This is a genomic window from Streptomyces lushanensis (assembly GCF_001700515.1).
GTDB classification, from domain to species: domain Bacteria; phylum Actinomycetota; class Actinomycetes; order Streptomycetales; family Streptomycetaceae; genus Streptomyces; species Streptomyces lushanensis.
In genome coordinates this window covers 15,366-37,907 of record NZ_MAUD01000013.1, presented here as the reverse complement: position 1 = coordinate 37,907, position 22,542 = coordinate 15,366, and the positions used below count along the sequence as shown (strand labels likewise).

Annotated in this window: 16 protein-coding genes; 10 read left to right on the top strand and 6 right to left on the bottom strand. The window is 71.5% G+C overall.

Annotation, left to right across the window (positions count from 1 at the left end):
* Positions 1–216 precede the first annotated feature (216 nt).
* A complete protein-coding gene (gene rpsO / locus BFF77_RS01085) occupies positions 217–507 on the bottom strand; it encodes a 30S ribosomal protein S15 (protein WP_066942800.1) in 291 nt (96 codons plus the stop codon).
* A 200-nt stretch (positions 508–707) separates the two neighbouring features.
* Complete coding sequence (gene eccD, locus BFF77_RS01080) at positions 708–2,189, bottom strand: type VII secretion integral membrane protein EccD (protein WP_066942798.1); 1,482 nt, start codon at positions 2,187–2,189, stop codon at positions 708–710.
* A gap of 162 nt (positions 2,190–2,351) precedes the next feature.
* Between eccD and eccCa the strand changes: the two genes are divergently transcribed.
* Positions 2,352–6,308: a type VII secretion protein EccCa gene (gene eccCa, locus BFF77_RS01075; protein WP_066942796.1), complete on the top strand. Its 3,957-nt coding sequence runs from the start codon at positions 2,352–2,354 to the stop codon at positions 6,306–6,308.
* A gap of 116 nt (positions 6,309–6,424) precedes the next feature.
* The gene (locus tag BFF77_RS01070; RefSeq protein WP_066942794.1) at positions 6,425–6,670 is read left to right on the top strand and encodes a DUF397 domain-containing protein; all 246 of its coding nucleotides are present in this window, start codon (positions 6,425–6,427) and stop codon (positions 6,668–6,670) included.
* Positions 6,671–6,766: 96 nt separating this feature from the next.
* Here BFF77_RS01070 and BFF77_RS01065 read toward each other — a convergent pair whose 3' ends face one another.
* From BFF77_RS01065 to eccB, 4 genes are all read right to left on the bottom strand, one after another.
* Positions 6,767–7,063, bottom strand: coding sequence for a WXG100 family type VII secretion target (locus BFF77_RS01065; protein WP_066942792.1), 297 nt, complete (start codon positions 7,061–7,063; stop codon positions 6,767–6,769).
* A gap of 47 nt (positions 7,064–7,110) precedes the next feature.
* Positions 7,111–7,449, bottom strand: a complete 339-nt coding sequence (locus tag BFF77_RS01060) for a WXG100 family type VII secretion target (protein WP_066942790.1) — start codon at positions 7,447–7,449, stop codon at positions 7,111–7,113.
* Positions 7,450–7,603: 154 nt separating this feature from the next.
* Entirely contained in the window at positions 7,604–8,866 is a 1,263-nt protein-coding gene (mycP, locus tag BFF77_RS01055; protein ID WP_066942788.1) for a type VII secretion-associated serine protease mycosin, read from the bottom strand.
* A gap of 32 nt (positions 8,867–8,898) precedes the next feature.
* Positions 8,899–10,455 carry a type VII secretion protein EccB gene (gene eccB / locus BFF77_RS01050; protein ID WP_066942786.1) on the bottom strand — a complete coding sequence of 519 codons (1,557 nt, stop codon included), beginning with the start codon at positions 10,453–10,455 and terminating at the stop codon, positions 8,899–8,901.
* 200 nt (positions 10,456–10,655) lie between these two features.
* Here eccB and eccE point away from each other — a divergent pair, with 200 nt between their 5' ends.
* The 8 genes from eccE (at position 10,656) to BFF77_RS01010 (ending at position 22,501) form a co-directional block, all read left to right on the top strand.
* Positions 10,656–11,936, top strand: coding sequence for a type VII secretion protein EccE (gene eccE, locus BFF77_RS01045; RefSeq protein ID WP_066942784.1), 1,281 nt, complete (start codon positions 10,656–10,658; stop codon positions 11,934–11,936).
* Entirely contained in the window at positions 11,936–12,706 is a 771-nt protein-coding gene (locus BFF77_RS01040) for a hypothetical protein (RefSeq protein WP_066942782.1), read from the top strand. Before eccE ends, BFF77_RS01040 begins: the two co-directional genes overlap by 1 nt.
* A 322-nt stretch (positions 12,707–13,028) precedes the next feature.
* Complete coding sequence (locus BFF77_RS01035; protein ID WP_066942780.1) at positions 13,029–16,238, top strand: SCO5717 family growth-regulating ATPase; 3,210 nt, start codon at positions 13,029–13,031, stop codon at positions 16,236–16,238.
* 194 nt (positions 16,239–16,432) lie between these two features.
* Positions 16,433–18,313, top strand: a complete 1,881-nt coding sequence (locus BFF77_RS01030) for an ABC transporter substrate-binding protein (protein WP_066942778.1) — start codon at positions 16,433–16,435, stop codon at positions 18,311–18,313.
* A 3-nt stretch (positions 18,314–18,316) separates the two neighbouring features.
* A complete protein-coding gene (locus tag BFF77_RS01025; protein ID WP_066942776.1) occupies positions 18,317–19,387 on the top strand; it encodes an ABC transporter permease in 1,071 nt (356 codons plus the stop codon).
* Complete coding sequence (locus BFF77_RS01020; protein WP_066942774.1) at positions 19,384–20,361, top strand: ABC transporter permease; 978 nt, start codon at positions 19,384–19,386, stop codon at positions 20,359–20,361. The genes BFF77_RS01025 and BFF77_RS01020 overlap by 4 nt, the downstream gene beginning before the upstream one ends.
* Positions 20,358–21,359, top strand: a complete 1,002-nt coding sequence (locus BFF77_RS01015; protein WP_066942772.1) for an ABC transporter ATP-binding protein — start codon at positions 20,358–20,360, stop codon at positions 21,357–21,359. The genes BFF77_RS01020 and BFF77_RS01015 overlap by 4 nt, the downstream gene beginning before the upstream one ends.
* A gap of 146 nt (positions 21,360–21,505) precedes the next feature.
* Positions 21,506–22,501 carry an ABC transporter ATP-binding protein gene (locus BFF77_RS01010; protein ID WP_066942769.1) on the top strand — a complete coding sequence of 332 codons (996 nt, stop codon included), beginning with the start codon at positions 21,506–21,508 and terminating at the stop codon, positions 22,499–22,501.
* Positions 22,502–22,542 lie beyond the last annotated feature (41 nt).

Below are 22,542 nucleotides of genomic sequence, written 5' to 3'. Positions count from 1 at the left end.
CGGGCGCCACTACCGAGGACCGGCGGCGGCGGAGGTCGCTCCTCCTCTTCCTCTTTCAGTTGTACTCGTACGTCTTCAGTTGTACTTGTGCGTCCAGATTACTGAGCTTCGCCGAGGGACGGCATTCCGGCCGTCCCGGGCCGGTGCTCGTACCGTCCCGTACATACGGCAAAGGGAGCGGTCCCCGGTGGCGGGAACCGCTCCCTTCACGGTGTCTTACTTGGCACCGCCGGCCGCACCGCGGCGGATGCCCAGGCGGTCGACCAGCGTACGGAAACGCTGGATGTCCTTCTTGGCCAGGTACTGGAGCAGCCGGCGGCGCTGGCCGACCAGGATCAGCAGACCGCGACGGGAGTGGTGGTCGTGCTTGTGGGTCTTGAGGTGCTCGGTCAGGTCCGAGATCCGGCGCGACAGCATGGCGACCTGGACCTCGGGGGAGCCGGTGTCACCTTCCTTGGTGCCGAACTCGGTCATGATCTGCTTCTTCGTAACGGCGTCGAGCGACACGCGTACTCCTCGTGGGTCTTCATGGCCACCGAGTGCCCCAGGTCGAATACTCTGGGGAGCTTCCGTTACTCGGGAGGCGGGGTCCGCCGGGCGCTGACCGCGGAGCCGATGGCTCCGGTGGTCACGTACACAAACGGCCGCCGCCCAGCGTACCAGCCTGTTGACACGCCCTGTGCCAGCCCTCCCGCGCGCGGGCCGTGTCAGCCGGTGAGGGCGCGGGCCGCGGTGAAGACGTCGAGGACCGCGAGGCAGAGCGGGACCAGCGAGAGCAGTACCGCGCCCTCGGCGAGATCGAGGAGCCGGCCCCAGAAGGGCGAGAGGCCCTTGTGGGGGACGATCAGACCGATCGCGGTGATCAGCGCGGCGCCCGCGGCCACGCTCGCGGCGAGCCAGATCGTACGGAGGTCGAGCGCGCCGCGGTCGCCGTAGGTCAGGAGTTCCCTGACCAGGTCGGCGGGCGGGTTCAGGGAGAGACCGAGGACCAGCAGCGCGATGGCCGCGATACCGGCGACCAGCACACAGGTGACCTGCGAGGTGTAACGGAAGAGCCGGGCGCGCAGCAGCATCGCGAGGCCGGTGGCGAGGGCGAGGAACTGGCCCCGGGCGGTGTCCGAGAAGCCGAGCACCGCCGCGGCGCCGACGACGACCGCCGCGCAGCCGCCGACCAGACCGAGCAGCATCTCGTGGCCGCGGCGGGCCTGGGCGGCGATGCGCTCGCCGTCGACGGGTTCGCTGTCGGGCGCGGCGTGCGGATCGGCGAAGGCGTCGTCGCCGTGGTCGGTGCCCGCCGCGCCGCGAGGTGCCGCGTAGCCGATGGGCAGCCGGGCGAAGCGGGCGGAGAGGCCGGGCAGGAAGGCGACGATCCCGATGGCGAGCGGAGCGCAGACAGCGGCGGTACCGGTGGCCGACTCCTCGGTCAGGATCATCACGAAGGTCGCGAGGGTGCCGGCCGTGGCCAGGAAGGTCGCGGCGACGAAGGGGGCGTCGCCGCTCGGCGTGAGCGCGACGAGGACGACGGAGGCGACGAGCACGGTGACACAGCCGAGCAGGAACTGGAGCCGGCCGGGGCCCTGTCCCGCGTCGGGGCCGATGATCCCGGAACCGGCGATCAGCAGCAGCGGCAGGGCGCCCAGTCCGAGCGCGACGGCCGAGGCGCGGTCCGCGTAGACCCGGGCCCGTACGCCCGCGAAGGCGGTCAGCAGCACACCGGCCGCGCCCGCGATCACACCGGGAAGGCCGTGCATGTCGTGGCGGACGGGATCGGCGAACCAGAGGACGAAGCCCATGAGGACGAGCAGCACGACGCCGCCGACCAGACCGGCCGAGCGCAGCAGACCGTCGCTCCAGAGATGGCGGTCGCGCCGGACGGCGGAGGCGACGGCGTCCGAGACGTCGTCGAAGACCGCGGGCGGCAGGGACTCGGCGAAGGGGCGCAGGCTGAGGACCTCACCGTCGAGCACCTGCTGGGCGACGAGGGTGCGGGCGCCGTCGAGCACGGTGCCGTCGCGCCGGACCAGGTGGTATCCGGTGGGAGTGCCCGGCCTCTGGGTCTGGCCGGTCAGCCTCAGGATCTCCGGGTGGATGTCGGCGACGGGGATGTCCTCCGGGAGCGCGACATCGATCCTGCTGTCCGGCGCCACGACAGTGACGCGGCAGAAGCCGGTCGCTGCGGTCGTAGTCACGTGTCTGTCCCCCTGATTCGCGGTTGCGCACGGTGCGCGCGTCACCCTACCGGGGCGCCCCGCGGAGGTCTGCAAGTAGGATCTCCGTCGCGCGGAGGGAGGCCGTCGCCACGGGGGCGCCGGTACGGAACTGCCCGTCCGTCTTGAGGGATTGATGCTCCGGTGAGCCAGATCGTCGTCAAACGCCCACCACGGTCCCTTCCGCCGGAAGTGCCCACGGATGCCCTGGCCCTGGAGGCGCCGCCGGAACTGCCGCGCGGTCAGCAGGAGGGCATGCTGATGCAGGTCCTGCCGGTGCTCGGCATGGGCTCGTCGGTGGTCTTCTTCTTCTCGCCGCAGGCGCCTCCGTTCATGCGGATCATGGGCGTGCTGATGCTGTTCTCGACGGTGGCGATGATCGTCGCGCAGATCGTCAGATTCCGTCGCGGTACGCAGGGGCAAATGGCCGACGTGCGGCGCGACTACCTCAAGTACCTCGCGCAGACGCGGCGTACGGTCCGCAGGACGGCGCGGGCGCAGCGCGACGCCCAGCTCTATCTGCATCCCTCGCCCGAGCAGCTCTGGTCGGTGGTGGCCGAGGGCTCGCGAGTGTGGGAACGGCGCGTCGGCGACGGGGACTTCGGGCAGCTCAGGATCGGGCTCGGCGCTCAGCGGCTGGCCACGGCGCTGGTCGCGCCCGACACGGCTCCGGTCGACGAGCTGGAGCCGCTGTGCGCCGGGGCGATGCAGCGGTTCCTCGCGGTGCACGGCTCGCTGGACGGGCTGCCGATGGCCGTGTCGATGCGCGCTTTCTACCATGTGACGGTCTCGGGCGAGCCGGAGTCGGCGCACTCGGCGGCCCGCGCGCTGATCGCCCAGTTGGTGACGCTGCACTCGCCCGAGGATGTGACGGTCGCGGTGGTGGCGGCGCCGGGAGCGGTCGCGCGCTGGGACTGGACGAAGTGGCTGCCGCACACGCAGGTGCCGGGACAGATCGACGGCGCCGGTACGAAGCGGCTGTTCGGCGACGATCTCGGTGAGCTGGAGCAGCTTCTGCGGGGCAGGCTGGACGGGCGGCCCCGGTTCAGCAGGGACAGCCGTCCGGTGCTGGACCAGCCGCATGTGGTGGTGGTGCTGGACGGCGGGACGGTGCCGCCGGACTCGCTGTTCGCGGCGGCCGAGGGGCTTCAGGGCGTGACGGTCGTGGAGGTCGTCCCCGGTGAGCTGGACGAGCCGCGCGGCGGACTGTCCGTGGTGGTGCGGCCGGGCCGGCTGCGGCTGGAGTCCGGCGGGGGTCTGGCGTACGAGGGCGTGCCGGACGGGATCTCGCTGCCCGCCGCCGAGGCGCTCGCGCGGCAGCTCGCCCCGCTGCGTACGGGCGGCGGTGACGAGGACGAACCGCTGCTCGCCAACCTGGACTTCACGGATCTGCTCAATCTCGGTGACGCGGCGGCGGTCGACGTGGCCCGTACCTGGCGGCCCCGGTCGACGGCCGAGCGGCTGCGCGTGCCGATCGGTGTCGGCGAGGACGGCCGGCCGGTGATGCTCGACCTCAAGGAGGCCGCGCAGGAGGGGATGGGACCGCACGGGCTCTGTGTCGGCGCGACCGGTTCCGGCAAGTCGGAGCTGCTGCGCACGCTGGTGCTGGGGCTCGCCGTCACCCATTCCTCGGAGACGCTGAACTTCGTCCTCGCCGACTTCAAGGGCGGCGCGACCTTCGCCGGGATGTCGCAGATGCCCCATGTGGCGGCGGTCATCACCAACCTGTCGGACGATCTGACCCTGGTCGACCGGATGGGCGACGCGATCCGCGGTGAACTCCAGCGCCGTCAGGAGCTGCTGCGCTCGGCGGGCAACTACGCCAACATCCACGACTACGAGAAGGCGCGGGCGGCGGGCGCGGCGCTGGAGCCGCTGGCCTCGCTCGTGCTGGTGATCGACGAGTTCTCCGAACTGCTCACCGCCAAGCCCGACTTCATCGACATGTTCATCCAGATCGGCCGGATCGGCCGGTCCCTGGGGGTGCATCTGCTGCTGGCCTCGCAGCGGCTGGAGGAGGGCAGGCTGCGCGGGCTCGACACGTATCTGTCGTACCGCATCGGTCTGCGGACGTTCTCGGCGGCCGAGTCGCGCACGGCGCTGGGCGTGCCCGACGCGTACCACCTGCCGTCGGTGCCCGGCTCCGGCTATCTCAAGTTCGGTACGGACGAGATGACCCGGTTCAAGGCGGCGTACGTCTCCGGCACGTACCGCACCGGCGGTCCCGATCTCCCGGTGGGACAGCTCCATGTGGAGCGGCGGCCCGCGCTCTTCACGGCCGCTCCGGTGCCCGTGGTGTACGCGGCGCCGGATCCGGCCGCCGCGCCCACGCCCTCGGCCCCGCAGGACGACGCGCTCGCGGACACCGTCCTCGATGTGATCGTGCGCCGGCTGGACGGGCAGGGGGTGCCCGCGCACCAGGTGTGGCTGCCGCCGCTGGACGAGGCACCGACGCTCGACCAGCTGCTGCCCGGGATCGCGGTGACCGCCGAGCGCGGGCTGAACGCGACCGAGTACACCCGGCCCGGCGGTCTGACCGTACCGCTCGGTCTGATCGACAAGCCCTTCGAGCAGCGCCGTGAGGTCCTCTACCGGGACTTCTCCGGAGCGGCCGGCCACATGCTCGTGGTGGGCGGTCCGCAGTCCGGCAAGTCGACGCTGATGCGAACGCTGATCGCGTCGTTCGCCCTCACCCACACCCCGCACGAAGTGCAGTTCTACGCACTGGACTTCGGCGGTGGCGGGCTTGCCTCGCTCGCCGATCTGCCGCATGTCGGCGGAGTCGCGTCCCGGCTCGACCCGGAGCGGGTCCGGCGCGCGGTCGCGGAGGTGCTGGGGGTGCTCAACCGGCGCGAGGAGTTCTTCCGTTCGAACGGCATCGACTCCATCGCGACCTACCGGCGCAGGCGCGCGGCGGGCGAACTGCCCGGTGAGCCCTGGGGAGACGTCTTCCTGGTCATCGACGGCTGGGGCGGCTTCAAGAACGACTACGACCTGCTGGAGCCGGTCGTCTCCGATCTGGCGGCGCGCGGTCTGGGCTACGGCGTCCATGTCGTGGTCACCGCCGCCCGTTACATGGAGGTGCGCGCGGCGCTGAAGGACCAGATGCTGGGGCGGCTGGAGCTGCGGCTCGGTGATGTCATGGACTCGGAGTTCGACCGCAAGGTCGCGGCCAATGTGCCGACGGGAGTGCCGGGCCGCGGTCAGGTGCCCGAGAAGCTGCACTTCATGGGCGGGCTGCCGCGGATCGACGGAGTGAGCGGCGCCGCCGATCTCTCGGACGGCCAGACGGCGTTCGTCCGCGCGGTCAGGGAGGGCTGGACGGGACCGGCGGCTCCGACCGTACGGCTGCTCCCCCGCAAGCTGCCCGCCGAGCAGCTTCCCAAGGGCTTCGAGTTCCCGCAGCACGGCATCGCGATCGGTATCGACGAGACCGGTCTGGAGCCGGTGTTCGTCGACTTCGAGACCGACCCGTTCTTCATGGTCTTCGGGGAGAGCGAGTCCGGGAAGACCGCGCTGCTGCGGCTGATCGCCAAGCAGATCTCCGAGCGCTACACACCGGAGCAGGCGCGGATCGTGGTCGGTGACTACCGCCGTTCGATGCTGGAGGCCGTACCGTCCTCGCATCTGCTGGAGTACGCGCCGATGGCGTCGGCCATGCAGATGCACATGGACGCCATCGGCACGGTGATGCAGAAGCGGGCACCGAAGCCGGACATCACTCCGCAGCAGCTCCGCGACCGGAGCTGGTGGAACGGTCCGCAGCTCTTCGTGCTGATCGACGACTACGAGCTGGTCGCGACCGGCTCGGGCAATCCGCTGGCGGGCCTGGTGGAACATCTCCCCTTCGCCCGGGACGTCGGTATCCGCTTCGTCGTCGCGCGCAGTGCGGCGGGCGCCTCGCGCGCGATGTACGAGCCGTTCATGCAGCGGATGAAGGAACTGGGCGCCCAGGGCGTGATCCTCTCCGGCGATCCGGGCGAGGGCGACATCCTCGGCAATGTCAGGGCCCGTCCCATGCCCGCGGGCCGCGGCACGTTCGTCTCGCGCAAGCGCGGCGCGCCGCTGGTGCAGGTGGGATGGCTGCCGGACCGGACCTAGAACCGGCCCCGGAAACGGAGCCGGGAACAGACCTGGGAACGCGCCGTCCCGCCGTCTTTCGCCGCACTAGGGTGAGTGATGTAGCTCGCACGCAATACCCCGGGAGGGATCGCACGATGGCTGACGCGACGGACAAGGAACGTCAGAAGGAAGAGCTGTACGCCCTGGACATCTCCGGTGTGGAGTGGCTCGGCGCGCCCGGGACGAGTCCGGACGAGGAGCGGGTGGAGATCGCGTATCTGCCGGAAGGGGCCGTCGCGATGCGGTCGTCGCAGGATCCGCAGACGGTGCTGCGGTACACGAAGGCGGAGTGGGACGCGTTCGTCCTGGGCGCCCGGGACGGGGAGTTCGACCTCAAGTAGCACCCGGGACCCGAGCGGCTCGGTACGACGCCGGGCCCGGGGAACGGCGAAGGGGGTGTCCGCGCGGCGGACACCCCCTTCGGTACGTGCGGCGGATCAGCCCATCTGCATCCGGAACCGGGCCGCGTTGCCGCGGTCGGTGTCCTGGTAGCCGATGACCGACTCGTCGAGCAACTGGGCGATACGGGCCAGGTCCTGGTTCATCCCTGCCATGTCGCGGGTGAGGCGGTCCTGGCTCTCGCGGTAGGCGACCTTGGCCTCACCTTCCCAGTTCTCGGCGACGGCCCTGACCTTGGCCATCAGATCTTCGAGTTCCTGGTTGAGCTGAGTGGCGGTCAGCCGGACGTCACCGGCCGCCTGGGTCACCGTGTCGTAATTGACGGCAGTCGTCATGTCATGCTCCTCAAGACGGAATTCGGCGGGAGGTGGCGGACGGCGGCTCAGGCCATCCCGAGAATGGCGCTCCGGCCCTGGGAGGAGTCGTCCATCCGCCGGAAGGACGCGATGCGGTCCTCTTCCTGCTGGGTGAAACCGTCGGCGCTCATACGCATGATCTCTTCGAGCTTGACCAGCTCGACGCGCATGTTCCGCAGGCGCTGGTTCAGATCGTTCTGCACCCGGTCGTACTCCTTGCTGGCCGCACCCTGCCAGCCCGCCTGAATACGGTCCACCACACCGTTGAGGGAGGTGATACGCGACTGAAGCTCGTCGTGGAAGCCCTGGATCTTGTTGGCGAGATCGATTTGATCTCCACTGGTGACATTCAGATCCTTCGACATCTTGCCCCTTCTTCCTGTCTTCCTGCGATGCGCCATGAAGATCCGCGCCATGGACGGGAAGCATCTCGATGCCGCCCCCGTGTGGAATCGGCGGTCACCCGCACAATCCCGCCGTTCACTTTAGCCACTCGGTACGGCAGTTCCAACTGCAAAGTCACATAGGGGGAGTTGACTCGACCGCGGCCCGCCCGGCGGCTTTCGCACGGGTGTCACGGACCACCGTGGCCGCGCCCGCGACGACCGCGACCAGCACCGCCGCGATCCCGAGGGCATAGGTCGCGTGGCGTTCGGTGCGCTCCTGGGCGGTCTCCGACACGGCCAGATACGCGGGCTCCGGCGCGGGCGGCCGGGGCGGTCCCGGGTCGGGGGTCGGGGACTCGGGCGCGCGGTCGTCCTCGCTCAGCGCGCGCACCGGATCGACCACTCCCCAGCCGACGAAGGCGTCATGGCCGTTGATGCCGCGCACGGCGGTCTGCTCGATCTGGGCGATGATCTGGTGCGCCTTCCAGTCGGGATGCTCGGCGCGCAGCAGGGCCGCGACTCCCGCGACATAGGGCGCCGAGAAACTGGTGCCGTTGTCGACGCACTGGCCGTCGCCGGGGACGGTCGAGACCATGTCCACGCCCGGCGCGGCCACTCCCACGAACTCCCCGGACTGCGAGAAGGCCGCGCGCTCGTTGTTGCGGTCGGAGGAGGCGACGGCGAGGACACCGTCGAAGGCCGCCGGATAGGTGTCCTTCAGCCGGCCGTCGAGGCCGTCGTTGCCCGCGGAGGCGACGACGACGATCTCCGCCTGGACGGCCCGTGCCACGGCCCGGCCGAGTTCGGAGTCCGGGCCGAGAGGTTTGGTGGTGTCCTGGGAGATGTTGATGACATCGGCGCCCTTGTCGATGGCATGGTCGATCGCCGAGGCCATGGTCAGCTGGTCGCCGCTGTTCCGCTCGTCGTTCTGGCGGATCGGGATGATCGTGGCCTCGGGAGCGAGTCCCACGAAACCGGTGCCCGGGCGCGGGCGCGCGGCGATGATTCCCGCGACCTTGGTGCCGTGGCCGACGCGGTCGTCCGTGCCGTCGGCCGGCGAGCCCCTCTCCATCTTCTTGGCCAGGAACTCCGTTCCCGAGGAGGTGTCGACGGCGGACCTGAGCTGGGGATTGGCGTTGTCGACCCCGGTGTCGATGACGGCCACCCGTACCCCCTTGCCCTTGGTGTCCGCCCACAGCTCGTCGAGCATCACCCGCTGGAGGGCCCAGGGAGTGCCCGCGATCTGCGTCCTCATCGGGAAGGCGCACTCGCCGCTGCCGTCGGTACGGAGGTTCCCGGGCCGCTCGCCGGCGGATGCCGCCGGTGGCAGGGCCGACAGACCGGTGAGCGCCAGGGCGGCGGTCAGCAGGACGGTCCTGCGGCACGCGTACGGCATCGCTCGTACTCCCCTCATGAGCCGTACGCCCGTCATGAGCCCTGGGGCTGACGGGCGCTGTTGGTGTCGAGCCGCGGGCCCTTGGACAGGAACTCCGACCAGGCGATGGGGACCAGGCTCGGGGTGACCTTCTCGTAGCCGAGCCGGATCTGTGCCTGGCTGGGCTCGGGCCTGCCGTCCTGCTGCTCCCGCCGACCGCCGGTGCCGATGTCGGAACGGGCCGCGTCGCTGTCGCCGTTCGTCTGGACCGCGTAGCGCAGTCCGGTGTCGGTCACCAGGAAGAGCGACCCGTCGGGACGGGTCTGCCGGCCCTGGACCTGGGTGTAGAGCAGACCGCTGCCGGGAGTGACATAAGTGCTGGTGCCGCCGGCGGTGATGTCCGCCGGGTACGAGGGTCCCGCCCAGGTGGCCAGGGCCGTACCGCCCTGGCCGTCGACCTTGAGCAGCACACTGCACACGGTGTCCCGGGCGCCCCCGCCGCCGGCCGAGTTGACCTGGACGGCCCTGTGTTCGGGCCAGTGCGGCGCCTGTCCGGCGAAGGGGCGCGCGTCGGGGACGAAGTCCTGGAGGCCGACGGAGCGCGCCTCGCCGTCCATGTTCAGCGGCGCGGTCTGCGGAGAGCTGATGAGCAGCCGGGCGGTGAATTCGGAGATCGGCCGGGCCGTGCCGGCCAGCACCACGTAGTAGCTCGGGCCGTCGCCGGTCTCGGTCCGCAGGATCGTGCCGATCCTGTTCTCCTCCGGGGAGAGCTGTCCCTCGACGTCCGCCGGAGCGCCCACCGTCCCCGGGATCGTGGGAAAGGTGATCGGGCTGCCGGTGTGCAGCGTGGCCAGCCAGTCGTCGGTCACGGCCTGGGGGAGGCGGTTGCCGACCAGGGCGTCGGTCAGATGGCCCTCGTCGGCCGCTGTCTCACCGATCGGGTATTTGATGCCGGTCGCGTCGACCAGGAAACGTGCCCTGTCCTGCTGGCCCTGGACGTACAGCACCTGACCGCCCGTCAGCCGGTGCTTCCCCTCCGTCCTGGAGAGGTCGCGCTCCGCGAGGATGAACGCGGCCTTCTGGACGCTCGCGCCCTCCCCGCCGCCCGGCTGTTCGCAGACCGCCCACCGCTTGGCCTTCGCGGCCTCCGTGTCGGAGGGCAGCCGGTCCGGGGCGTAGGGAATGCCCAGGACCGGACCGCGGGGAGGCCGGCCCGCGTCCAGGATCTTGTCGGGCACCTGGATGACCTTGCCCTGCTGCGGGGTGAGCAGCAGCCGGGCCGAGGCGAGGTTGAGCACCGGATGGAGCAGGGTCTGGTCCTTCTTTTCCTTGCCCGGTGTGTTCAGCACGACATAGCGGGTGGTGGAGTCCTTGCCGACGATCACATGGGTGTTCGGCGCGGCCCAGTCCTTGGGGGCGGACGGCTTGAACATGCCCCAGGCGCCGAACCCGGCCAGGACGAGCGCGCCGACGACCAGTCCCGGGACCACGGCACGCAGCGGCCTGGGAGCGCCCTCCTCCGTACCGGTGGGCGAAGGTTGGAGAAAAGCGGCCACCGTGCGCCTCTTCGCAAAGGTGTACGCGTTCAGCTCGTCCCGCCGTGATGCCATGAGTCCCCATCGGTGAAAAAGGCGAGGTCTCTCCCCGGGGGCGGTGCGAGTCGGCGTGTCCCCCGGGCCCTGCCTGACTGTCGGACCGGCCCCCTACTATGCCTTGTAGGCCGGGCGTGTATACGGGGCGGGTAGGGTGATTCAGCCTCAACGCCCTGGCCGGCCAGGGTGATCGGGACAATCTGGGGGGTTTCTCCATCATGGCTTCCGCGACGCAGACGCGGTCCCCGGCGGCGGGGCCGTCCGCCACCGCCTCCCGGGCTCCGGCGGCACCAGGACCGGGGGCGGGCGGCCGTGTCGGCCCGTTCCGAATGCAACAACTCGTTCTGATCGAGATCGCCGCCGCCCTGCTGCTGGTGGCCTGGGTGATCGATCCGCTGCTGCTGGTGCCGGCCGGTGTGATCGCCGCACTGCTGGTGCCGCTGGCGCTGGTGCGCAGACACCGGCGCTCACTGCCCGAGTGGCTGTCGACGATCGTCGCGCTGCGGGCGCGCACGCGCAGGGCCGCCTCCATGGTGCTCCCGCCCGGTACGGAACCGGGGCTCGCGCCCGCCGTCGAGTGCGATCCCGCGCTGCGGACGTATTCGTACAGCGACCGTGACCGGCGCCCGGTCGGGATGATCGGCGACGGCACGTTCCTGACGGCCGTGCTCCAGATCGAGTCGCAGGCCACCGCTCTGCGCCCCGACCGCTCGTCCCGTCCGCTGCCCGTGTCGCTCGTACGGGACGTGCTCGACGTGGACGGCATCCGGCTGGAGTCGGCGCAGATCGTCCAGCACACCCAGCCTGCGCCGGCCCCGCATCTGCCGGAGCAGTCGGTGGCCGCGCGCAACTACGCGCCGCTCCAGGCACAGACCGGCTCGCCCGCCGTCCGGATCACCTGGATCGCGCTCAAGCTCGATCCCGAGCTCTGCCCGGAGGCGATCACCGCGCGCGGCGGGGGTCTGACGGGGGCCCAGAAGTGTCTGGTGCGGGCGGCGGACCAGCTGGCGAGCCGGCTGACCGGCGCCGGATTCCGGGCGACGGTGCTGACGGAGCAGGAGCTGACCGCCGCCGTCGCCATCTCCTCCTGCGCCAATCCACTGGCCATCGCCCAGGCGGGCCGTACGGACGCACCGGGCCGGCGTACGAAGGAGACCTCGCGCACCTGGCGCTGCGACGACCGCAGGCATACGACGTACTGGGTGGGCCGCTGGCCGCAGCTGGGCGGCGACGGAGCCTCGATGCCGCAGCTCGTCGCGCTGCTGACCTCGATCCCGGCCCTGGCCACCACCTTCAGTCTGACGCTGGGGCGGGGTGACCGGCAGGGTGTGACGCTCAGCGGGCACATACGGATCACCGGCCGCAGCGACGACGAGCTGGTGACCGCCCGTCATCAACTGGAGCGCGCGGCCCGCGGGGTGAGGACCGGGCTGGTACGACTGGACCGCGAGCAGCTCCCCGCGATGCTCGCCACGCTGCCGCTCGGGGGTACCCGCTGATGTCCGTCCCGTCACACACCGCTCCCTCGGCCGCCGCTCCCGCGCCCGGCGCGGCCAGGAGCGGCGGCAGGCCGCGGATCGGCTTCGGGCTGATCGGGCCCCGACGTGGGCGTCATGCCCTCTCGGCCGACCAGTTGGAGGCGTTCGCCCTGCCGGTCGGTGACGACGGCGTGGTGATAGGCGTCGATCCGGGGAACAGACCCGCGGTGCTCGGTATCAACCGGCCCACGCCGTACGACATCACGCTGATCGGCGGGCTGTGGACGGCACAGGTGCTGGTGCTGCGCGCGGCGGCGACGGGCGCGCGGATCGCCGTCGAGACGGGCCGGGCGCAGGCGTGGACGGCGCTGGCGCAGGCGGCGGGCGGCGGCCAGCCGTGTGTGACGCTGCACGACGTGGGGCGGGTGCCGCCGCAGGGGGCCTCGGCCGGCAGTCCGGTGGTCGTGGTGCGCGACTGCGGTATGCGTCCGCCGCGCGGCCGGGTGGTCTCGGCGCCCTGGCAGTCGGTGATGACCCTGCTGCCCTATCTCAGTCCGGTCGCGCCGAGGCTGATGGAGAAGTCGGGGCTGGTCGGTGTCCAGCGGGTGTCGCCGGACGAGGCGGCGCGGATCGGCCGGATCATGAGTCTGCCGCGCGCCGAGACGGAGGCGCTGTCCACCCTGGCCGACGGTGTCACGCTCTGGTGCACGGCGCGGGACCGCCAGTTCGTGATGGTTCAGGCGACGGACGCCGAGACCGGATTGTTGGGTAGCGCCCGCCGGATGGACTGAAGTCCGCCGAACGGGCTCCGAGCGAACGGCCGGTGCGGATCGCGCCGGGATCTCGTAGGGAGATATGCGGATTTGACCGCGCCCCGGCCTCACGCCTCTCCCCGGACTGTTCACATGAGGGCGGGGCAGGACGTACACGCCGGCCGCCGGCGGGCGGAACCGGCCTGACGTACCCGCGCCGTTGGCGATTAGGGTGGGAGCGGGCGCGGGAGTAGAGACCTGCGGACAGGACCTGGGAGCCTGAGCCGGGCGTACCGGACACGGCGATGCGGACGCCCCACCCACCACGGCACAAGGGTGCTCGACCACACCAGGAGGCAAAGTGAACGGCGATCGGGACGAGATCCGCGGAGGCTGGAACCGGCCTCCCGTGGACGATCAGTCCGACGCGGAGCCCGAGATGACGGGTGAGTTCACCATCGACTACACCCCTCCCGCCTGGTACACGCAGAACGCGCCGGGGGGCACGTCCGGTGGTGGTGCCTCGGGTGCGCCCGCGTCGTTCACGAACTCGCCTCCGCCGCCCGACGGTGCGCCCGTCGCCGTGCCGGGGCTGCCCGCGGGCAGCGGCTTCGAGCCGAACTGGGCGCCCGCGGCTCCACCGGTGCCCGCGCCGGTCCCGGTGCCCGATCCGACTGCGCCGGTCACCGCGGCACCGGGCTCCCCCTCCCCGGCGGCGGAGCCGTTGGGCGGTGACGATCTGGAGAGCGGGACGACGGTACGGATCTCACCCGCGGCGCTCAAGCGGGAGATCGCCGAGCGGGAGTCCGCGCGCACCGACGGAAAGCCGGGGACGGCCGCGTCCGGTGATGCCGGGGAGACCGGCGGCGCCGGAGCGGACCCGCAGGGCGTGGCGCCTCCGGCCGCAGCCGTGCCCGCACCTGGTGACGAGGCCGATGACGAGGCCGAGCGGTCCGCCGAGCCCACGGACCGGAGCAAGGACGAGGACGGGGCCGCCGACACCGACGGGGACGGCGACACCGACGCGGACGCCTCGGCCGACGTAGCACAGGCCGCGGCCACTGACGGTGCGGGGGACGCCGACGAGAGCGCCGAAACCAAGGACGCGGAGACCGTCGAGGAGACGGCCGAGGCAACCCCCGCCGCCGGAACCACGGGCGAGGGCACGGCCGAGGGCGAGATCAACGAGGGCGAGGCCGAGGACGGATCGGCCGGCACCGTGCCCGAGGACACCGTCAGGGACGCGGTGCCCCAGGACGCCGACGCCGTGGCGGCCGACGAGCCCCAGGACGCCGCCCCGGCAGCCACCCCGGCACAGTCCTGGGCGCTTCAGCCGCCCGCGCCCCAGGACTCCGCGCTGCCGCCGCTGCCGCCCGCGTTCCAGCCGGCCGCGCCGGCGTCCGCGCCGCAGTGGCCCGTGGCCGCACACGCCGCCGAGCAGCCCTCCCCCGCGCCCGTACCCGCGCAACATCAGCCGCAGCCGCAGCCCCAGAGCTCGCAGCAGCCCGCGAATCCGTATCCGTGGGCCGCGCAGCCGCCGCAGAGCGGCTACGGCTTCCCTCCGCAGGGCCACCCTCAGCAGCAGCCCGGCCCGGTCGCACCGGCGGGCCCCGTCGCACCGGCGCCTCAGGCCGCGCTGCCGCCCGCCGTACCGGGCGCCGACGCCTCCGTACCGCCGGGCGCCGTACCGCCCGCCGGTTACGGATTCCCGCACCAGCAGGCACAGCCGGGACAGCAGCCGGGACCGTACGGACCCGGGCCCGCGCCGCAGCACGGTGGCTACGGCTTTCCGCACCAGGACCCGTCCGGGCAGCCCGGCGCGCAGGCGCTCCCGGCCCCGTACGGCGCTCCGGGCGCGCACGCTCCCGTACCCGCGCCCGTCCAGACGCCCGTTCAGCCACAGCCTCCGCACCAGCAGCAGCCCGCACAGCACCAGCAGCCACAGCAACAGCCCCCGCACCACCAGCAGCCCGGCGCCCAGCCGCCCGCCGTGGATCCCCGGGCCGCCGTGGATCCCCGGGCCGGCACGGCCTGGCCCTCGCCCGTCGCGCACGACCACCGCGAGCGCTCCGTCCCGGGCGCGCCGCTCGGCTACACGGCCGCCGTCGAGCTGTCCTCCGACCGTCTGCTGCGCAACAACAAGCAGAAGCCGAAGAGCAGCCGCAATCCGTCGGCGGGTTCGCGCTTCAGGATCGGCGGAAAGGCCGCGGAGCACGAGTACCGGCGCAAGCTGGAGCTGATCCGTACGCCCGTCCTCTCCTGCTACCGGATCGCGGTCATCAGCCTCAAGGGCGGTGTCGGCAAGACCACGACGACCACCGCGCTGGGAGCGACGCTGGCCACCGAGCGGCAGGACAAGATCCTGGCGATCGACGCCAATCCGGACGCCGGTACGCTCGGGCGCCGCGTACGGCGCGAGACCGGCGCGACCATCCGCGATCTGGTGCAGGCGATCCCGTATCTCCACAGCTACATGGACATCCGCCGGTTCACCTCGCAGGCGCCCTCCGGTCTGGAGATCATCGCCAACGACGTGGACCCGGCCGTCTCCACCTCGTTCAACGACGAGGACTACCGGCGTGCGATCGAGGTCCTCGGCAAGCAGTATCCGATCATCCTCACCGACTCGGGCACCGGTCTGCTCTACAGTGCGATGCGCGGGGTGCTCGATCTCGCAGATCAGCTGATCATCATCTCGACTCCGTCCGTCGACGGCGCGAGCAGCGCCTCGACGACGCTCGACTGGCTGTCCGCGCACGGATACGCGGATCTGGTGCAGCGCTCGCTCACGGTCATCTCCGGCGTCCGCGAGACCGGAAAAATGATCAAGGTCGACGACATCGTGCAGCACTTCGAGACGCGCTGCCGCGGTGTGGTCGTGGTGCCGTTCGACGAGCATCTCGCGGCGGGTGCCGAGGTGGATCTCGACATGATGCGGCCCAAGACGCGCGAGGCGTACTTCCATCTCTCGGCGCTGGTCGCGGAGGACTTCGTACGGGCGCAGCAGGCCCAGGGGCTGTGGACCGCGGACGGCAATCCGCCGCCGCATCTCGTGCCCCCGATGCCGGGACCGGGGCAGCGGACGCAAAGTCAGCCGCCTTACGGGCAGGTCCCGTACGGGCAGGTGCCGTACGGACAGCCGGTGCAGGCACAGCCGGTGCAGGGACAGGGGCAGGGGCAGCCGTACGCGCCTCAGCAGTATCCGCAGCCGTACGCGCAGCCCCAGCAAGGTCAGCCGCAGCCTCCGTACCAGCCGTATCCGCAGCAGCAGGTTCAGGGTCCGGGGCCCGGTGTGCAGCAGGGCTGGCAGCAGTCGCCGCCGTCCCAGGCGCAGTCACCCGCGAGCCCGGCCGGTCCGCAGTTCGGACACCTCCCGCCCGGACAGGCCGCGCAGCCGGGCCAGCAGATCCAGCCCGGTCACCCGGGACAGCCGGCCCTGCCGGGACCGTACGGCCAGCAGCCGCAGCAGCAGCCGCCGCCTCAGGGCCAGACCGATCTGCAAGGTCCCGTCCCGCCCGGCGGATGGCCGCAGCAGCAGCCTCCGCAGGCACCGCCAGCGCCTCAGCAGTAAGGCAACAGAGGTCGAGACCAATGAGGGCCCGCACCGTCCCCCGGTGCGGGCCCTCGGCGCATTCCCGCAGCCCACACGCGGTTTGACCACCCGTTGACGCGCCCTGACGCCCGCTGATAAACCTCGCTTCACCGATTGGCGAACCAGATTCAACCCGGCTTCTCCTGCGAGTGATGACGCGAGGTCACCGTCCCATGGTCCACAGCGTTCCGCCGCGCACACCGCGGCAGCCCGTCCGGCAACGCCCCCGTCTCCGACTGCTGCCGGCCTCCGCCGTCGCGTCCGCGGTGCTCGTGGCCGCGACCGTCCTCCCTGTCCAGCCGCTCCTCCCGGCGCCGCAGCAGGCCGAGGCGGCCGGCGACCGCGCACAGGTCCTGACCGTCGCGGTCAGCCAGAGCGTCGACTCCCTCAGCCCGTTCCTGGCCCAGCGGCTCGTCAGCACCACCGTCCACCGGCTGGCGTACGAGTATCTGACCAACTACGACGCCAAGGACGCGCGGACGGTCCCGGGCTTCGCCACCGCGTGGCAGCCCTCCGCCGACAAGCTGACCTGGACCTTCACCATCCGCGACGACTCGAAGTGGTCCGACGGCCGGCCGGCCACCGCCGAGGACGCCGCCTGGACCTTCAACAAGATGATGTCGGACCCGAACGCGGCCACCGCCAACGGCAGTTTCACGGCCAACTTCAAGCAAGTCACCGCACCGGACGCGAAGACCCTGGTCATCGAGCTGAAGAAGCCTCAGGCCACCATGACGGCACTCGATGTGCCGATCGTGCCCAAGCACATCTGGGAGAAGGTCGGCGACTTCTCGAAGTTCAACAACGACAAGCGGTTCCCGATCGTCGGCAACGGACCGTTCGTCGTCACGGACTACAAGGTCGACCAGTACATCAGGCTGAAGCCCAACCGGGACTTCTGGCGCGGCGCGCCCCAGTTCGACGAACTCGTCCTCAAGTACTACAAGGACGGCGACGCGGCGGTGGCCGCGCTCCAGAAGGGCGAGGTCTCCTTCGCCTCCAATCTCACACCGGCCCAGGCCGCCGCGCTGAAGAACGCCGACCACATCAAGGTCAACGACGCGCCTGGCCGCCGTTTCTACGCGCTCGCCATCAACCCGGGCGCCAGGTCCAAGGACGGCAAGAGGTTCGGCAACGGCCATCCGGCGCTGCGGGACCCGGCGGTGCGCAAGGCCCTCTTCCAGACCGTCGACCGCGAGAGCATCATCGACCGGGTCTTCCAGGGCCATGCCGTCGAGGGCCAGGGCTACATCCCGCCGCGCTTCGGCCCGTACTTCTGGCAGCCCTCGGCGGAGCAGAAGATCGCGTACGACCCGGACGCGGCGGCCCGGACACTCGACCGGGCCGGCTACCGGAAGAACGCCGGAGGCAAGCGCGTCGGCAAGGACGGCAGGCCGCTCGACCTCCGCATCCTCTGCCATGCCACCGATCCGAACGACAAGGCCATCGGCAAGTACCTCCAGGAGTGGTGGGGCCGGCTCGGCATCGGGCTGAAGGTCGAGTGCCTCGACAACGTCTCCGATCCCTGGCTCGCGGGCGACTACGATCTGGCCTTCGACGGCTGGTCCGTCAACCCCGATCCCGACTATGTCCTCTCCATTCATACGTGCGGAGCGCTCCCCGCCACTCCCAAGGACAGCGGCGCCACCGACAACTTCATCTGCGACAAGGCGTACGACTCCCTCTACGCCCAGCAGGCCGTGGAGTACGACGCGGCCAAGCGCGCGGAGCTCGTCAAGCAAATGGAGTCGAGGCTCTACGACACCGGGTACATGAATGTCATGGCGTACCCGAACGCGGTCGAGGCGTACCGTACGGACCAGATCAAGTCGATCACGACGATGCCCGAGGCCGCCGGCAACCTCTGGGGCCAGGACGGCTATTGGAGCTGGTGGTCCGCGGTCCCGGCCGACGACGGCGACGGCGGCACATCCGGTGGCGGCTCCTCCTCGACCGCCGTGGCGATCGGGATCGGCGCCGCCGCGGTGGTCGCCGCCGGGCTCGGGCTCCTCGTCGCGATGCGGCGCCGTTCCACCGCGGAAGACCGTGAATAGACCATGAGCACCGCAAGCACTCCCGGTGTGGTGCGGGACGCGGTCGACGGCCCGGCACGGACCGGGCCGTCCGACCCCGCGGCCCGCGCCGGCACCAGGACCGCGTATCCGCTCCATGTGGCGGGCAAGCTCGGCGGCGCGGCCGTCTCGCTGCTCGCCGTCCTCGTCACCAGCTTCTTCCTCTTCCGGATCGTCCCCGGCGACCCGGTCCGGGCCATGACCCACGGCGCCCCGACATCCGCCGAGCAACTGGCCACACTGCGCAGGCAGTTCGGGCTGGATCTGCCGCTGTGGCAGCAGTTCACCGACTACTGTGCCAAGGCGCTGACCGGCGATCTGGGCACCTCGTACCAGTTCCACGCGCCGGTCGGTGAGCTGATCGCGGCGAAGCTGCCCGCGACACTGCTGCTCACCGGTGTCGCGGTGGTGATCTACTCGGCGCTCGGCCTCTGGCTCGGCACCCGCTCCGCCTGGCACCACGGCGGTCTCGGCGACCGGCTGAACACGGGCGTGGCACTCACACTCTGGTCCGTGCCGTCCTTCTGGCTGGGCCTGCTGCTGATCATCGTCCTGTCGGTGGGCATCGGCCCGGTCCCCGGCGTGTTCCCGACCGGCGGTATGGAGTCGGGCGGCACGGCCGGCTTCGCCCGGGTCCTCGACGTGGCGCACCACATGGTGCTCCCGGTGGCCACACTGGTCGCGGTGGGGTACGCGCAGACGCTGCTGGTGATGCGCTCCTCGCTGCTGGACGAGATGGGCGGCGACTATCTGACGACGGCGCGGGCGAAGGGGCTGCGGGACGACCTCGTACGGCGGCGGCACGCGGTGCCCAACGCGCTGCTGCCCACCGTCACCATGGTCTTCATCAATCTGGGCCATGTGGCGGGCGGTTCGATCCTGGTGGAGACGGTGTTCTCCTGGCCGGGCCTCGGCGGGCTCTTCTACCAAGGGCTGAGCGTGCCCGATCTGCCGCTGGTCCAGGGGCTGTTCCTGGTCTTCGCCGGCGCGATGATCGTGATGAACCTGCTCGCCGATCTGCTCTATCCGCTGCTCGATCCCCGGGTGGGCCGATGACCTCCGCGAAGCCGCCGGCCCCGTCACCCGCGCCGGAGGAGCCGTCCGCCCCCGATGCCGTCGCGGCCGGCGGCGCCCCTTCCCCGTCCGCCTCCTCGTTCGCGTGGGCCCGCAGACGCGCGTCGGTGGTCCGCTTCTGGCAGCACTACCGCACGCACCGCGCCGGGCTCTTCGGTCTCGCCGGGCTCGCGCTCGTCGCACTGGCCGCCCTGGCCGCGCCGCTGCTCGTCGGCGGCGATGTGCAGAGCGTGACGCGGGCGCCGGGCAGGGCGCTGGAGGCGCCGAGCGGCCGGTTCCCGCTCGGTACGGACCAGTTCGGGCGGCCCCTGCTGGGGCTGCTGGTGTGGGGCGCCCGGATCTCGCTGACCGTGGGGCTGCTGGCCGCCGCGCTGTCGGTGGCCATCGGTACGCTCGTCGGTGTGCTCGCCGGGCACTACGGAGGCTGGGCGGCGACGGTGATCATGCGGATCACCGACTGGTTCCTGGTGATGCCGACCCTCGTCCTGGCGATCGTGCTGGCCACGGTCATGTCACGGTCCGTCTGGACGGTGATCGTGGCGATCGGCGTCACGAGCTGGCCGACGACGGCGCGGCTGGTACGGGCACAGACGATCGCCGTCGAGTCACGTCCGTACATCGAGCGGGCGCGGGCGCTGGGCGGCGGGCACGGCCACATCATGAGCCGCCATGTGCTGCCCAATGTGATGCCGCTGGTGCTCGCGCAGACCACGCTCGGCATCTCCAGCGCGATCCTGACGGAGGCGACGCTCGCCTTCCTGGGTCTCGGCGATCCGACGATCGTCTCGTGGGGCGGCATGCTCCAGGATGCGCGGGAGGCGGGCGCGGTCTCCTCCGGGCACTGGTGGTATCTGGCACCGCCGGGACTCGCGATCGCGTTCGTCGCGCTGGCGTTCACACTCTGCGGCCGGGCGATCGAGACCGTGCTCAACCCGAAGCTGGGAGTGCCCCGTTGACCGACGGCGCGTCGAATCTGCTGGAGATCAGGAATCTGTCCGTGACGTACGGCTCGGGGGCGTCGGCCGTGCCCGCCGTCCGGGGCGTCGATCTGACCATCGGACCGGGCCGGAAGCTCGGTGTCGCCGGGGAGTCGGGCTGCGGCAAGTCCACCCTGGCGCTGGCGCTGCTCAGACTGCTGCCGCCGACGGCGAAGCTCACCGGCGAGATCCTGCTCGACGGCGAGGATGTCCGCACGATGAAGTGGGGCCGGCTGCGCGCCGTACGGTGGGCCGGCGCGTCGATCGTCTTCCAGGGCGCCATGCACTCGCTCAACGCGGTGCACCGGATCGGGGACCAGATCGCCGAGCCGGTGCTGCTGCACCGGCGTGCCACGCCGGCGGCCGGCCGCTCGCGCGCCGCCGAGCTGCTGGAGCAGGTCGGGCTGCCCGCCGCGCGCGCCGACGCGTATCCCCATGAGCTCTCCGGCGGCCAGCGTCAGCGCGTGATGATCGCGATGGCGCTCGCCTGCGATCCACGGCTGATCGTCGCGGACGAGCCGACCACCGCGCTGGATGTGATGATCCAGGCTCAGATCCTGCGGCTGATCGAGCGGTCGGTGGCGGAGCAGGACATCGGTCTGCTGATGATCAGCCATGATCTGGCGGTGCTGTCGGACACCTGTGACCGGCTCGCCGTGATGTACGCGGGCCGGATCGTGGAGGAGGGCCCGGCGCGGGAGGTCTACGACGCGGCGGAGCACCCCTACGGCCGGGCGCTCTCCGCCGCCTTCCCGCGCGTCGGTGATCTGGCGTCCCGGCGCGCGCCGCGCGGGCTGCCCGGTGATCCGCCGGACCCTTCGGCGCTGCCGTCCGGCTGTACGTTCCATCCGCGATGCCCGGTCGCGCTGGAGATCTGCGCGCGGGAGGACCAGAGGCTGCGGCCGGCCGGTCCTGGCCGGAGCGCGGCCTGCCTGCGGGTGGGCTCCGCGGTCCCCGTCGCGGAGCCGCCGCGGTGAGGGCCGCCCGCGCCGTACGCCCTCTTCCGCACGGCCGGACCTCTCCCGGTGGAACCGGCCCTCTCCCCATGGGGCGGACCCTCTCCCGTAGAGACCGCCCTCTGCCGTAGAGCCCGGTGAAGCCCGGCCACCCTCCAGGAGCCTCCATGACGACGACCACCATCGCCTCCCCGGTCCCGCTGCTGTCGGCCGCCGGGCTGAATGTCACATTCCCGGGGCGGCGCGGCGCTCCGCCGTCCCGGGCCGTCGACGGCGTCGATCTCGACATCGGCGCCGGGGAGATCGTCGCCCTGGTGGGTGAGTCCGGCTGCGGCAAGACCACCCTGGCCCGGACACTGCTGGGTCTGGTGCCGCCCACCCGGGGCGGGGTGACCTTCGCCGGGGAGCCGCTGGGGTACGGCGCCCGCGCGCTCAAGGCGTACCGCAAGCGCGTCCAGCTCGTCCTCCAGGATCCGAGCGGATCGCTCAATCCGCGCCATACGGTGTACGACGCGGTGGCCGAGGGGCTCCGGATCCACGGTCACCGGGGCGATGAGCGCGCGGCCGTCGCCGAGGCGCTGTCCCGGGCCGGTCTCCGGCCGCCCGAGCGCTTCTTCCCGCGCTATCCGCACGAACTGTCCGGCGGCCAGCGGCAGCGGGTCGTCATCGCGGGCGCGCTCGTCCTCGAACCCGAACTCATCGTCGCCGACGAGCCGGTGGCGTCCCTGGACGCGTCCGTACGAGGTGAGATCCTCGCGCTGCTGCTGTCACTGCGCGACGAACTCGGCCTGTCCGCGCTGGTGGTGACCCACGATCTCGGTCTGGCGTGGAACATCGCGGACCGGGTGGCGGTGATGTATCTCGGGCGGATCGTGGAGACGGGCCCGGTGGAGAATGTGCTGACGGACCCTCAGCATCCCTACACGCAGGCGCTGTTGTCCGTGCTGCCGGAGTCGGGGCGGACGCCGGTCGTGCTCACGGGCGAGCCGCCGGACCCGTCCCGTATCCCGGGCGGCTGCCGCTTCCACGCCCGGTGCCAGGTGCTCGCCTCGGGCGAGGCGGCACGGGCGGGTGTCGAGGAGCGGTGCCGTAGGGAGTCACCGCCGGTGCTGACGGGCGGCCCGACCGCACAGGTCGCGTGCCACTGGGCGACGGCGACCTGAGCCGGGCCCCGACAGGACCCGAAGGCCGCCCCTACTGCCCG

Excerpts from the sequence above, each read along its gene's own strand:
- BFF77_RS01020 (WP_066942774.1), top strand. The coding sequence starts at position 19,384 with ATGACCTCCGCGAAGCCGCCGGCCCCGTCACCCGCGCCGGAGGAGCCG.
- mycP (WP_066942788.1), bottom strand. The coding sequence starts at position 8,866 with ATGCCGTACGCGTGCCGCAGGACCGTCCTGCTGACCGCCGCCCTGGCG.
- BFF77_RS01030 (WP_066942778.1), top strand. The coding sequence starts at position 16,433 with ATGGTCCACAGCGTTCCGCCGCGCACACCGCGGCAGCCCGTCCGGCAA.
- BFF77_RS01010 (WP_066942769.1), top strand. The coding sequence starts at position 21,506 with ATGACGACGACCACCATCGCCTCCCCGGTCCCGCTGCTGTCGGCCGCC.
- eccE (WP_066942784.1), top strand. The coding sequence starts at position 10,656 with ATGGCTTCCGCGACGCAGACGCGGTCCCCGGCGGCGGGGCCGTCCGCC.
- eccB (WP_066942786.1), bottom strand. The coding sequence starts at position 10,455 with ATGGCATCACGGCGGGACGAGCTGAACGCGTACACCTTTGCGAAGAGG.
- BFF77_RS01070 (WP_066942794.1), top strand. The coding sequence starts at position 6,425 with ATGGCTGACGCGACGGACAAGGAACGTCAGAAGGAAGAGCTGTACGCC.
- BFF77_RS01060 (WP_066942790.1), bottom strand. The coding sequence starts at position 7,449 with ATGTCGAAGGATCTGAATGTCACCAGTGGAGATCAAATCGATCTCGCC.
- BFF77_RS01040 (WP_066942782.1), top strand. The coding sequence starts at position 11,936 with ATGTCCGTCCCGTCACACACCGCTCCCTCGGCCGCCGCTCCCGCGCCC.
- BFF77_RS01025 (WP_066942776.1), top strand. The coding sequence starts at position 18,317 with ATGAGCACCGCAAGCACTCCCGGTGTGGTGCGGGACGCGGTCGACGGC.
- BFF77_RS01065 (WP_066942792.1), bottom strand. The coding sequence starts at position 7,063 with ATGACGACTGCCGTCAATTACGACACGGTGACCCAGGCGGCCGGTGAC.